The organism is Zunongwangia pacifica, from assembly GCF_023499215.1.
Classification (GTDB): domain Bacteria; phylum Bacteroidota; class Bacteroidia; order Flavobacteriales; family Flavobacteriaceae; genus Zunongwangia; species Zunongwangia pacifica.
This window is the reverse complement of sequence record NZ_JAKHSK010000061.1, coordinates 1-12,817: the sequence shown is the minus strand read 5'-3', so window position 1 is coordinate 12,817 and position 12,817 is coordinate 1. Positions and strand designations below refer to the sequence as shown.

The 12,817-nt window shown below is 35.0% G+C and carries 9 protein-coding genes and 1 pseudogene; 8 read left to right on the top strand and 2 right to left on the bottom strand.

Annotation, left to right across the window (positions count from 1 at the left end; genetic code table 11):
• Both L1967_RS21405 and L1967_RS21400 read left to right on the top strand, forming a co-directional pair.
• A pseudogene (locus tag L1967_RS21405) lies at positions 1 to 111 on the top strand (IS5 family transposase); the annotation flags it as partial.
• Between the two features lie 255 nt (positions 112 to 366).
• Positions 367 to 681 carry a winged helix-turn-helix transcriptional regulator gene (locus L1967_RS21400; RefSeq protein WP_249603535.1) on the top strand — a complete coding sequence of 105 codons (315 nt, stop codon included), beginning with the start codon at positions 367 to 369 and terminating at the stop codon, positions 679 to 681.
• Between the two features lie 48 nt (positions 682 to 729).
• Here the strand turns inward: L1967_RS21400 and L1967_RS21395 are convergent, their stop codons facing one another.
• The gene (locus tag L1967_RS21395; RefSeq protein ID WP_249603534.1) at positions 730 to 1,452 is read right to left on the bottom strand and encodes a class I SAM-dependent methyltransferase; all 723 of its coding nucleotides are present in this window, start codon (positions 1,450 to 1,452) and stop codon (positions 730 to 732) included.
• 89 nt (positions 1,453 to 1,541) lie between these two features.
• Here L1967_RS21395 and L1967_RS21390 point away from each other — a divergent pair, with 89 nt between their 5' ends.
• The 6 genes from L1967_RS21390 (at position 1,542) to L1967_RS21365 (ending at position 12,287) form a co-directional block, all read left to right on the top strand.
• Entirely contained in the window at positions 1,542 to 2,411 is an 870-nt protein-coding gene (locus L1967_RS21390; RefSeq protein WP_249603533.1) for a LysR family transcriptional regulator, read from the top strand.
• Positions 2,412 to 3,980: 1,569 nt separating this feature from the next.
• The gene (locus tag L1967_RS21385) at positions 3,981 to 5,735 is read left to right on the top strand and encodes a hypothetical protein (RefSeq protein WP_249603532.1); all 1,755 of its coding nucleotides are present in this window, start codon (positions 3,981 to 3,983) and stop codon (positions 5,733 to 5,735) included.
• Between the two features lie 526 nt (positions 5,736 to 6,261).
• Entirely contained in the window at positions 6,262 to 8,274 is a 2,013-nt protein-coding gene (locus L1967_RS21380; protein WP_249603531.1) for a hypothetical protein, read from the top strand.
• 650 nt (positions 8,275 to 8,924) lie between these two features.
• Positions 8,925 to 9,203, top strand: a complete 279-nt coding sequence (locus tag L1967_RS21375) for an OadG family protein (RefSeq protein WP_249603530.1) — start codon at positions 8,925 to 8,927, stop codon at positions 9,201 to 9,203.
• On the top strand, positions 9,188 to 11,080 hold the full coding sequence (locus L1967_RS21370) for a biotin/lipoyl-containing protein (RefSeq protein WP_249603529.1): 1,893 nt from the start codon (positions 9,188 to 9,190) through the stop codon (positions 11,078 to 11,080). The genes L1967_RS21375 and L1967_RS21370 overlap by 16 nt, the downstream gene beginning before the upstream one ends.
• Before the next feature lies 1 nt (position 11,081).
• Positions 11,082 to 12,287: a sodium ion-translocating decarboxylase subunit beta gene (locus L1967_RS21365; RefSeq protein WP_249603528.1), complete on the top strand. Its 1,206-nt coding sequence runs from the start codon at positions 11,082 to 11,084 to the stop codon at positions 12,285 to 12,287.
• Between the two features lie 186 nt (positions 12,288 to 12,473).
• Here the strand turns inward: L1967_RS21365 and L1967_RS21360 are convergent.
• On the bottom strand, positions 12,474 to 12,817 hold a 344-nt coding region (locus L1967_RS21360), incomplete at its 5' end, for a transposase (RefSeq protein WP_249603527.1).

The window sequence follows — 12,817 nt, the reverse complement described above, 5'->3', positions numbered from 1 at the left end:
TTACTAAACAGGTTTGATACTACCGTGGCAAGCTGGACAGGGTTTAACTATCTTGCTTTTATTGTATTAGCCTTGAAAAAGTTCAAACCCTTCAAAAAGGAAAAAGTTTAAACGAGTTCAAGATAAATCGGAACGTAAAACAAGTTTATCTAAACTGAATTATTTGTGGGGTTGAATAGTTTCGGAATTGCTCAATCAAGCGGAATATAACCGGAAAAAAACAACGAAATGGCAACAAAGTATCCTATGAAAAGCAATATCCAGTTCCATAAAAGTAATATTTAATTCTCTTAGATTTATCGCGAGATTAAAAAAGTGTTTTCCAATCCATCCATTTGGGTTTGTCCCTAGGATCTTAACTTTTAAATGATAAATTATACCGAATTTGAACAATATGGATTAAAACGCATTATGGAGGTACTGTCGGGAAAATGGAAACCCTTGATTTTACACCATCTTTTTCACGAGAAAGAAATACGCTTTATCGAATTATGGCGTAAAATGTCGCGGGTTTCCAAAAAAGTGCTGCTGGAGCAATTACAACAAATGCAGGAACATCGTATTGTAGAGCGAATAGAACGAAATGATTTTCCGCCACAGGTTGCTTATCAACTTCATCCAGATACAAAATCCTTAGGTACTGCCTTGCACATGCTTGAGAAATGGGGGGCGTACCGCTAAAGGGCCTATGAGGACTACAGATCAAGATGATTTAGCTCAGCCCACCTATTATTTAATGGCACCAAAGGCGGCAAAACACGCGTTTTTGTGAAGCAATTCAATATGCCGAAACCCTACACGCTCCAATAATTTGAACTGATAGTTGAATGATCGCGGGCTGTCTTCCTTTTCAATATAATCAAAGACCCGATCCCGAAATGCTTCGTCTTTTAGATGGGTGAGGTAATTGCCGTAGCGCTCATTAAAGAGGAGCTGTTGTATGCCGGGTGTTTCTTGCACAATCAGGTCTGAAATCCACAAACTCCCCCCGGGTTTTAAGAGCCTGTAGAGTTTGGAAAAAACGGTTTCCCAGTCTGCATCATCCCTTAAGTGGTGCAACACAGCCGAAGCGATTATAGTGCAATAGCTGTTTTCCGGTAAGACTGCGGTTCTAATATCCTCCTGAACAAGGGTGACGGTTCCGCTATTGACAGCTTCTACGCGTTCTTGTGCACGTTGCAGCATAGGCAGGCTAAGATCTAATAAGGTACAGTTGAGAGGTGCTTTTTTAGACAGCAGCTTAAGCGTATAGTTACCCGCGCCACACCCCACGTCTAACACCGTTTTGATATTAGGTGAGTAGGCCATGATACTATCAGTTATAAGTTCCATGGTATAGCTCGCATCCATTGTGGTCTGCTGGCCGGTTTCTACTTGTGAAAAGCGCTCCACATCGTTGTCAAAGCGGGTCTTGATTTCATCTACGGTTGATTTTTTGGATATTTTTTTCATGGATTTAAAGGATTTTATTCCAAAAGTACCGTTCTTTATCATACTTGGAAAAGATCATTATTATCAACTATTGATACCTATAAAGTATTATGGAACTCAGGCACCTGATCTATTTTAAAACCGTGGCGGAGCTATTGCATTTCAGCAGGGCGGCAGAGCAATTGCACATTTCCCAACCGCCTTTGAGCAGACAGATCAAAGAATTGGAGAACGAACTGGGTGCTGTACTGTTCTTACGCAACAATAAGCGGGTGGCCCTTACCGATGCGGGTCGTTTTTTCCTGGGGGAATGCGACATGCTTATCCAACAATTGGAACGCAGCAAGCAGTTGACCAGGCAGATCCATGAATCGGTAAGTGGGGATTTTTGCATTGGATATATCAGTTCAACGCCCTTAAAATCCCTGGCACTGATCCTCCAGCGGTTAAAGGCAGAATTTCCGTTGTTGAGGACGCGCCTGTATGAGTTGCCTACCATAAAGCAGGTCAAGGCACTAGAGGCGGGTAAACTGGATGTAGGTATTTTGCGGGCACCCATGGACTCCCCCTCCCTGGAAGGGGTTTTGCTCTGGCAGGATCCTTTTGTCCTGGTATCGCCGGCTGAAGAGCCTTGCTCCATGGATGTAAAAGAGCTGGAGCAGCGTCCTTTTATTTCATACAACAGCAGCTACGCTCCTTTTTACCAGCAGCAATTGGTATCCTGTTGTAACCGCCTGGGTTTTATACCAAAGGTTGTGCACGAGTGCAATAACATGCATTCCATAATGAGATTGGTCGAGGGTGGGCTCGGGGTTTCCCTTGTTCCTTATTCTACCCAAAAGCAGTATGCACACTTAAAATTGCAGTATTTGGACCTGGCTCATATTCCGGTTCAAACCGAAATCCTTATGGCACATCATCGCCGCACCCGACATCCTGCGTTGAACAAGTTTAAAGAATTAGCTGAATTTTTATTGTAGTGATTTTTGATTAATTGAATTTAGAAGATGTAAAAAGAGTGCAACACTTTTTAAGAACTAGAATACAAGAAAAAGGAGATTGCCTATCTTTTTTTACTAGGATGCATCAATTTTTTGGAGACGGCAAACCTATTTAAAAAATTTATATGATTGATAGCGATAATGATTTGAGCGACTTCATTTTTGCTGAATAACGTACGCATCATTTACATTGTTGAATGTAAACCAATCATTGTTCTCTCGCTCATATCATCCACAATTCATGTGGAAATAGAGATAACCTAACCACCTAATACGCCTAGTGAATTGAGGGTGTTTCAATTCAACCTTTCATTTCTACTATTCTTCCACCAAAACCAGGAAGTTACTAATCCCAATATAATCTGTGAAGGTAAAAAAAGTATTCTAACGAAATTACTAAATTCATTGGCCGTTTTATAAATATAGGGTACCCATCTATATTCAGGGGTCGTATAGATATATAAATAGTAAATTATGATCATCCGGAATACTGCTATTAAAATTCCTCCATATAAATTTTTAGGATAAGAATTAGACATCCTAGGAGAAGGTAACAATACGTAATAAAAAGTGATTACCAGACAGATGATCAAATCCACTAGAAAATAAAAAACATGGACAAGTCGATAAGTAGGAGAATAACCTGGGGGTTTAGTATGGAGTAAGGAGAGAAAATCCAGTATTTCTATCAATAGAAAAAACGAGTACAACCCATAAACTATAGTACAACAATGCACAAGGATTTTCCATTTGCTAATTTTATTTTCCAACATCAGTCGCTCTAAATTAGATGTATTAAATCATAATAATCATACTCTTGTATTGAGTAAAAATCTAAACTAAAATATAAAAAATCTAAACTTTTGCTCAAACTGACCAACCGCTACATAATGTCATCGACTGCCAACATCAATTCCTGCTGCATGGGAATTGATGTTTCCATAGAAAGTTTTTTTGTCCCCTATTTAAATATTTTAGAAAAAGACCCTAAGGAAATGTATCTTTGATTTGAACAATATTCTGAACGGACTCTCCAGAAAGGTACACCACTGAAATTATCAAAAAGATCCTGAACTAGGAATTCAGGGGCTTTTTTACATTCCGACCAGAATGAGTCTTGGGCTTTATTTCAAGCACCAATTTAAAAAGCGGCCACTCATAGGGTCATAAGTACTATAGAAAAGTATTGTTTGTACATCGTTAGCTGAAGAAATTAATGAAGTTTCTTCATGTGGGAAATTTTTTTCAACACTTTGTATAGCACTTTGCTGCTAAATTTCTAATAGGAATTGATCACAATTTGCTATCTTAGTTTTAAAAATGGATATTCGGTAGAATTTCCTGCTAAGGGCCATAGAGAATCCCGTTTATACAAGCTTAAGAAAAAACGAAAATCTCAGAAATAAAAACATTAAAAAAATTAAGCAAATTCGGCAAAGGAAGTTCCTATATCCTTGGTAAATTACTTCTCGCTGATATCTTATAAAGTAGGTAAAAGGAGTTCCTATATTATACACCATTACTCCCCACTTATTTTTAAGAAAAAAAATGAAAACATTAAAATTATTCAATTCAGTAGTTCTAAAAGAAACAAACGAAGAGCCTTTTGTTTCTGAACAAGGGTATGTTATAACGTCTGGTGCTTTGTGGGCTAAAAAAGAAATCATAAGCTTTTACAAGAATGAAAAATTAGACGCTTATGGCCTCAATAAAACATTTCATAAGTCCTGGAACAAAATTTTTAAGAGTTCACGAACCGATTTGTTAATTGAGCAAATCAAACATTACATTTCTACTTATGGAAGCGACTTTCAAGATGAAATTTATATCCCAAATGAGATTCTGGAAATCCCAGACAATAAGGTGGTATTTAAGGTTGTAAAAGCGTATCCAAAAGAAGTTTTGATTGGGAAATGTTTAGAACTTTTCAAATCAGGTCTTGCATTAAAAGAAGAAACAATTAATGATCTTCTTTCTATATTAGTTGATGAACTTTCTTATAAGTTTAATGGAAATGAGAACATTAAAAATAAAGAAGCGGTCATAAAAATTGCAGATATGTATGGTGTAATTCCAAAGGATACTTTGGAGTTTTTTCGCTACATTTTATATCGTGCCACAGGAGATTCACTTTTAATAAAAAGCAAAGAGGCAATAGATGCGATTAAGAATTCTAACTACAATCCTGCGGTTGAATTTGAAAAATTTGGTTTAGAAAAATTAGCTGAAATATTTAATCGGTTCAAGCCTTTATTTTTAGCTTTTAAAACAAAGTGCCCTAAAGCGATTAACAAGATTTCCAAATTATCAAAAGTATATCATAAACCATTAGTTTCAAATCCACTAAATTATGCAACAAGCATATTACTTACCCAAGAAGATTTACATTGGTTAGATAATGCTACTCCTTTTGCTTTATTTAGAACACTTTCTGCCTGTCATACAAGAATAAAAGGACAATCTGCATTTACGTATAGAATAAGAAACGGTAAATCATTTATTAAGACGAATAAAGTTTCAGGAGCATCTTGGGCAAATTATGATTTTCTCATTAACTATTGCAAGAAGAGATTTAATCTTAAAGGGAAAAAATTCTACTTACCGCAGGATGTTGAATTGGCATTACCTACGTCTGAAAAAATGTTTGTTGGCAATATTCCAACCGGAAGCAAATTTTTTGGAAAATCTTTGGCTGTTGGTGTTTATTGGGAGAATGAATGGGGAGCGCACGATATTGATTTGTCAGGGCTAAATATTGGAGGAAAAGCAGGTTGGAATTCTGAATATAAACAAGGAAATGGAGAATTGATGTATTCTGGAGATATTACAGATGCTCCAAACGGAGCCGTTGAATATTTGTATGCTAAAAATGGTCTAAACGCACCAACACTTATAAATAGCAATATCTATTCGGGTGAAGGGAATTCTGAGTATAAAATTGTAATAGGTAGAGGTGACCAAATTGACTACAATTATATGATGAACCCAAATCATTTGTTTCTAGAAACCAAATGCCAATCTGTACAAAGACAAACGGTTTTGGGCATTCTTATTCCTGAAAAACAAAAGCAATCTTTTGTGCTTTTAAATTTTGGAGCTGGACAATGTAGAGTTTCAGGAAATTCAGAAATTACATCAACAGCTACAAAAGCATTGTATCAGCAATGGAATAATTCTCTTTCTTTAAAAGAAATTCTGCTCATTTTTGGAGGAGAGATGATAACAGAACCTGCAGAGGCTGATCATAACCTGGCATTAGACCATTTACAAAAAGACAGTTTTATAAATATTTTCAGGCATTAAATAAATGATCTTCGCAACGTCTATATGCAGTATAGTATTGGTAAGCGTTACACATACTAATATTTTTAAGAAATTTTGATCGAAATAGGCCATACCGATAGCCGTTGGGATAAGCGGTTTTTATTATTTAAAGATAAGTTGGTCTTCCAAAATAAGATTGCTTAAACGTCTACTTTTCAGCGCTCCTTCAAGCTTTTTATAAATAAAATAAAGCATAAGCTATGCTTACCCGGTTTTTAAACGTTTACCGGTATGAATCGCAGGTTCATCGCCTAAAGCCTTCAGCATAGAAAAACATACCAAAATTTAAGTATTCTTAAAACACCATCAAAAAAGGCTAGGGCAGGGAATAAGATTTTTATCTTTAGGAACATAGCTTTATATAACATTGAATAAAACTTTTAATAGAATGCATCAAAGAGATTCAGTAATTAACTCAAATTTTGTTTTCAATCTTAATTTCAACTATTTTTAAAAACTCATTAGACAGTTTTAAGACAGACTGCCGTTACATTGTATTTGTCAGATGAATTTTACTAAAAAGATAACCTTATTATTTTTCATTCTTATTTTACTTAAAAGTTATGCGCAATTACAAAAACCACTTCTTTCTGGTTATTATGTTGCAGATTCTATACATCATAATCTTAATGAATCAGATCATTTAAATTGGTCAAAACACACGTACTCTTATTTAAATATGGAAGATAAGGTGTTAACAACATATTTATTTCCTAAAAATCAAATTGATAGTTTAGATATAGAAAAAAGAGAGTTTAGTAAAGCTTTTTTTGCAAACAAGCCAACCCTTATTTGGAAAGATGAAAATTGTTTTGCGATAAGCATAAAAGATACCATTTTAGATAATGTCATTAAAATCTATTCAGAGTTCATACGTGTTGAAGAAGACGACGAACGTATTGTACAGGCAAAAAAATATATCGAACAAAAGCAGCAGAAAACAGATGCGGCTCACTTAGCGTTAAAACAAGAATTTCTGAAATCATTAAACACCCCGAATGGTTACCTAGAATATATCCCGAATACAGCATTTGGTTTGGCAAAGCCGTTAAGCGTTCATTCCAGAAGTAATATATTTATAGACCGTAACTTTGACTACCAGTTAGACGACCTAATAAATAACTATTTATTGGATAAAGATAATTTGCTTTTTTACGGGATTTACAAAGAGGAAACAAATACAAATAATTACAACGGTTTAAATCTGGCGATTATAAAATCGGAGCAACCTTTTACGTTACATAATTTTGTAAAAAAACTCAGCTTAGAACAAGAAATTATTGTCTTTAAAACAGAAGAAACCTTGCTGTTTAAAAGCAATTTTGATGAATATATTTTCTTTTCTGTCAAAAAACTAGAGCGTAACAGTTATGCTATTGCAAAAGGTATTGCAAATTCATTTGAGTATTCTAAAAAACAATTTCAGCTTTTTTCTACAATAGATAAAACAGAAAATGTAAATGCTTTACCTGTAGATGTTTTGTTTACAGAATTGCTATTAACAAAAGCAGATAGTTTGTTTTCAGAAAAGGTGGACAAGGTGCTGCTAAATAAAACACTTCCCAAAAATTTTATAGAAAAATCATTAACAGGAAAATCTATTTACGATGTATTTAACGATCAATCTGCGATGCACTCATATCTAGAATTCAAAGAAATGTCTATTCCTGATTTAATTGAAATTATAAAAGCAGAAAATAGTGCATACTATTTAATACATCAGGACAAAAACAGCCTTGTCTATGAGCATAAAGGATCTTTTAATGCATTTGTTTTAAAACCCTACAAAGAGTACACTGTATTGTTAAGTTTAAGGCAACTTGGAATAAGTGCTCCCATCAAAAAATCTATAGAAAAGTCCGTCTATTTCTATAAAAATGCAAAAGCAGTGGTATTAAATGATTATCCAATTGCTGAAAATTTAAAGCTCTATTTTAATTATTTTAAAAGTGTTTGGCCCGTTTTTAACGAAAAAGACAACCTATTCATTGTAAGTAATGATAAAAATATAGAAGGTGTGTTTTCTGTAAAAGGAGACTATATTTTGCCTTTAAAATATAACGATATCAGTTATTCAGAAGAAAGCAAAGGTTTTTACATAGAAACGTTTGATAAGAAAATAATTAAAGCCAAACCAAAAGATGCTATTCAGAATGATAGAATTGTGGAAAGTGACAGAATGCGGGGTTGGGCAAGTGAAGATGGTAAAACAGTTATAGAACCGCAGTACCACAGCATCGCTAAAATTCGAGGAGCAGACTTAGCGCATGTTTACAGCCATAATGATGAAGAAGGGATCTTAAATATTACTACAAAAAAGTATATTATTCCTTTAAAAAAGCACCATATTAGGCATTATCAGCAGGAACGTTATTTTGTGATTTCTGAAGATTCTGGCTTACAATATTTAGCAAACTATCAAGGAGATGTCAAAGGGCCCTTTGATAGAATAAAAAACAATTCAGGGCAATTTACAGGGGTTAAAAGCGGTGTAGAAACGAATATTGTATTTGATTGATTGAAGCATAAAATCTAATATGAAATAGCTACATTTTCATCTGATAGTTGAGAACACTTTTTCGTATAAAAACCTCCTATTAAACCTAAAAACACGACTTTTTAACTATTTATCATGATAATTGTCATTTTAAATTTAATTTCTTTTTTACCCATAATAATTTAAAATAAGAAGCCCCTTTTTTCTCCAAAAGAAAGCTTAATTTTATAGTAAACATCTAACAAATGGGACGCTTAATTATCACCAATTTGCTAATTCTCATCATTCAATTGAGTCTAGTAAAGGCTGGTTTTAAGTATGCTTTTTCTTCTCCTTTTAATACTTCTTTTTCATCAAAAAATAGTCTTTCCCAAGATCAATTTTCAATTCAAAATAGCCAAATTCATAATGATTTTTCTAAGCATGAAAAAATGCATTTTGTAGTTCAAAAGTCATATTTTCAGGATAAAATTTTCAAACCTTTTAGTAATCTAAAATTCGAAAAATTTTTCAACCTAAAATCGGGATTACCACCTCCTTTTTCCTTTAAAAGTATTTCCTAAAAAATTCTTTTTCTACTTATTTATTGTGCTTTAATAACTAAAGAAAGAATCTTTATTACCTATAATAGATAAAATAATCAACTCAACTTTTAGCCATAAATAAAAACAATGGAAAACAATTTAAACAATGCGTTAGTTATAATGTTAGTCGGTATGATTACTGTCTTCATCATACTTTCGCTGGTAGTGGTAATTGGTAACCTTATTATTAAGCTCACCAATAAATACTCTGCTGAAAATAAACAACCAACACAAATACCTCAACAATCCAATTCCATAGCTAATAGCCAAACTATTGCAGCACTTGTAGCTGCGGTAGATGTCACTACGTTTGGAAAAGGAAAAATTACAAACATAACAAAAGTATCATCATGGCAAGAGAAATAAAATTTGGTTTAGTATATAGAGATATGTGGCAATCTTCGGGGAAATATGTTCCTACCGTAGATCAGTTACTAAAAGTAGCTCCGGCAATTATCGATATGGGCTGTTTTTCTCGTGTAGAAACTAATGGAGGTGGTTTTGAACAAATCAATTTATTATTTGGAGAAAACCCTAATGTAGCCAACCGAAAATGGACCCAACCTTTTAACGATGCTGGTATACAAACCCATATGCTTGAACGTGCTTTAAACGGAATTCGAATGAGCCCGGTACCTGCAGATATTCGCAAACTCATGTTTAAAGTAAAGAAAAAGCAAGGCACCGATATCGCTCGTTCGTTCTGCGGATTAAACGATCCTCGTAACCTTGAAGGATCTATTAAATACGCTAAAGAAGGGGGTATGATTGCACAGGCAGCATTAAGCTTAACCTATTCTGAAGTCCACACAGTTGATTATTATACCAAATTAGCCGATACCTTAATCGATTTGGGTGCCGATGAAATTTGCGTTAAAGATATGGCAGGTATCGGCCGTCCAGTTTATTTAGGGAAATTAGTGACCAATATCAAGAAAAAGCACCCTAACGTACTGGTAACTTACCATTCGCACTCTGGACCTGGTTTATCTATGGCCTCTATTTTGGAAGTAGCACGAGCAGGTGCCGATTATATTGATGTTGCGATGGAACCTTTATCTTGGGGTACCGGTCATGCCGACCTATTAGCGGTACACGCCATGTTAAAAGACGCAGATTTTAAAGTTCCCGATATTAATATGAAAGCCTATATGAAGGTGCGCGAACTTACCCAAAGCTTTATAGACGATTTTCTTGGGTATTATATTAATCCCAGAAATCGTATGATGAATTCGTTGCTTATTGGCCCCGGTTTACCAGGCGGTATGATGGGAAGTTTAATGGCCGACTTAGAGAATAATTTAGCCAGTTTAAATAAATGGTTTGCCAAGCGAAATAAACCTACAATAACCCAAGATGACCTTTTAATAAAACTGTTTGATGAAGTAAAATATATTTGGCCAAAATTAGGCTATCCACCATTAGTAACTCCATTTAGTCAATACGTAAAAAACTTAGCATTAATGAATGTGCTACAAGTTGAAAAAGGAAGAGAAAGATGGTCGATGATTGCCGATAATATTTGGGATATGATTTTAGGGAAATCTGGTAAATTACCAGGAGAATTAGCTCCTGAAATTATAAAATTAGCCGAAGAACAGGGGCGAGAATTTTATACCGGAAATCCGCAAGATTTATATCCGGATAATCTGGATACGTTCAAAAAAGAAATGAAAGAGAACAATTGGGATTTTGGCGAAGATGATGAAGAATTACTGGAATTGGCCATGCACCCTGAACAATATCGGGCTTATAAATCCGGACAGGCAAAAGCTAGTTTTGAAGAAGATTTAGCTAAACGAAAAGCGGAAGCAGAAACAAGTGAAAATCCGGTTCCTCAAGTACCAAAAGAAGTAGCTCAAAATTTTAAACCTAAACACCTGAATATTGAAGTAAATGGTGAAAAATTTGTGGTAAATGTTTCTTACGACAAACACTCTGAAGAAATTCAAAACACCAGTATCCCAAAAACAGAAATGTCTCCTGTTCCGGCAAGTTTTTCTAACGGGCAGACAGAAGAAATTTTAGCTCCGCTAGAAGGTAATTTTTACTTAACTTTAAATGCCTCTGATGTTGCTATAAAACCCGGTGACACCATTAAAGAAGGTGATGTTATTGGATATATAGAATCCATGAAAACTTATAATGCCATTTCTGCCGATAAATCTGGAAAAATTTTAGAAATATGCCCTGCTAACGGTGATGCCGTGGAAGAAGATGATGTATTAATTAAAGTCAGCTAATATGCATGATCTATTTTCCAGGCTGTTTGAAATGACAGCCCTAAGCGCTATAACTTACAAAACAATTATCATGTGGATTATTGCTTTTGTACTACTGTATCTAGGGATAAAAAAGAAATTTGAACCTTTATTATTAGTTCCCATAGGTTTTGGGGTGCTATTAGCAAACTTTCCCGGGTCTACTATGGGAATTGTAGATGCCAATAAAGTAGCTCTAGAAGGGCATCGCTATAAAAACCTATTTGAAATTGCTAATGAATACGGTATCATGAATTTTCTATACTATTCATTGATCAAAACTGGTTTTTTACCTCCTATTATTTTTATGGGAGTGGGGGCATTAACCGATTTCGGACCAATGCTCCGTAACCTTCGATTAGCTTTTTTTGGAGCTGCGGCCCAAATAGGAATTTTCAGTGTACTGATTATTTCTATTTTACTGGGTTTCGATTTAAAAGAAGCTGCTTCATTAGGAATAATTGGCGGCGCCGATGGCCCAACAGCCATTTATACTACAATAAAATTAGCTCCGCATTTATTAGGACCAATTGCAATTGCTGCCTACTCATATATGGCGTTAGTTCCTGTGATTATTCCGACTGTGGCAAAATTATTTATGAGCAAAAAAGAATTTAGCATTAACATGAAAGAAATGGATAAAAAATATCCATCTAAAAATGCCATCAAAAATCTTAAAGCTGCAAAAATAATCTTCCCAATAGCGTTAGGGACAGTAGTAGCCATTTTGGTTCCATCTTCTGTACCTCTTTTAGGTATGTTGCTGTTCGGTAATTTGGTTAAAGAAATTGGAACCGCAACCAAACGATTGGCCGAAGCCGCTCAAAGCACAATTTTAAATACTGCGACTATATTTTTAGGGTTAGCCGTAGGAGCTACTATGACCGAGGAAGTTTTTTTAACTCCTAAAACCCTGGGTATTGTTGTGGGAGGTTTTATTGCTTTTGCAATTTCAATTGCAGGAGGGATTTTTGCTGTAAAAATTTACAACATGGTTTCTAAAAAGAAAATTAATCCATTAGTTGGGGCAACCGGCCTAAGTGCTGTACCTATGGCTTCTCGTGTTGCTAATGAACTTGCATTAAAGTACGATCCAAAAAACCATATTTTGCAATATTGTATGGCAAGTAATATTTCTGGAGTTATAGGCTCTGCAGTAGCAGCCGGTATTTTAATATCCTTAGTTTAAAATTTTAAGTATCAGTGATTTTTAGTTATAAAACCTGGACTTTTGTAAAAGGCCAGGTTTTTGTTTTATTAAACTAACTTGTGGCAAGCACACGAGGCAGTTGTTAGAAAATTATTTTCATTTCGATTATCGAGTAAAATACGTCCAAATTGTACATATCTAGGATGAATTTGATCTAGAACTCGTTTAAACTTTTTCCTTTTTGAAGGGTTTGAACTTTTTCAAGGCTAATACAATAAAAGCAAGATAGTTAAACCCTTTCCAGCTTGCCACGGTAGTATCAAACCTGTTTAGTAACGACCGGAAACTGTCCATCCAGGCATTGGTACGCTCGATGACATAGCGTTGGTCATAAAGTTCTTTGTCAAAATAGTCATCTCTGTCCCTGTCACCGTTGCGTCTGTTGAAGCAGATATTGGCATTGATTTGCTCTTGGGCACAAGCCTTTCGAAAATCTTTGGAATCAAAGCCCGCATCAGCATTGAGGAATAATCCCTCCACACTCAGGTCAGCATCTTTCAGCGTGCCAG

Bases quoted from the DNA above. Each gene is read 5' to 3' on its own strand.
- L1967_RS21400 (WP_249603535.1), top strand. From the start codon at position 367: ATGATAAATTATACCGAATTTGAACAATATGGATTAAAACGCATTATG.
- L1967_RS21395 (WP_249603534.1), bottom strand. From the start codon at position 1,452: ATGAAAAAAATATCCAAAAAATCAACCGTAGATGAAATCAAGACCCGC.
- L1967_RS21390 (WP_249603533.1), top strand. From the start codon at position 1,542: ATGGAACTCAGGCACCTGATCTATTTTAAAACCGTGGCGGAGCTATTG.
- L1967_RS21385 (WP_249603532.1), top strand. From the start codon at position 3,981: ATGAAAACATTAAAATTATTCAATTCAGTAGTTCTAAAAGAAACAAAC.
- L1967_RS21380 (WP_249603531.1), top strand. From the start codon at position 6,262: ATGAATTTTACTAAAAAGATAACCTTATTATTTTTCATTCTTATTTTA.
- L1967_RS21375 (WP_249603530.1), top strand. From the start codon at position 8,925: ATGGAAAACAATTTAAACAATGCGTTAGTTATAATGTTAGTCGGTATG.
- L1967_RS21370 (WP_249603529.1), top strand. From the start codon at position 9,188: ATGGCAAGAGAAATAAAATTTGGTTTAGTATATAGAGATATGTGGCAA.
- L1967_RS21365 (WP_249603528.1), top strand. From the start codon at position 11,082: ATGCATGATCTATTTTCCAGGCTGTTTGAAATGACAGCCCTAAGCGCT.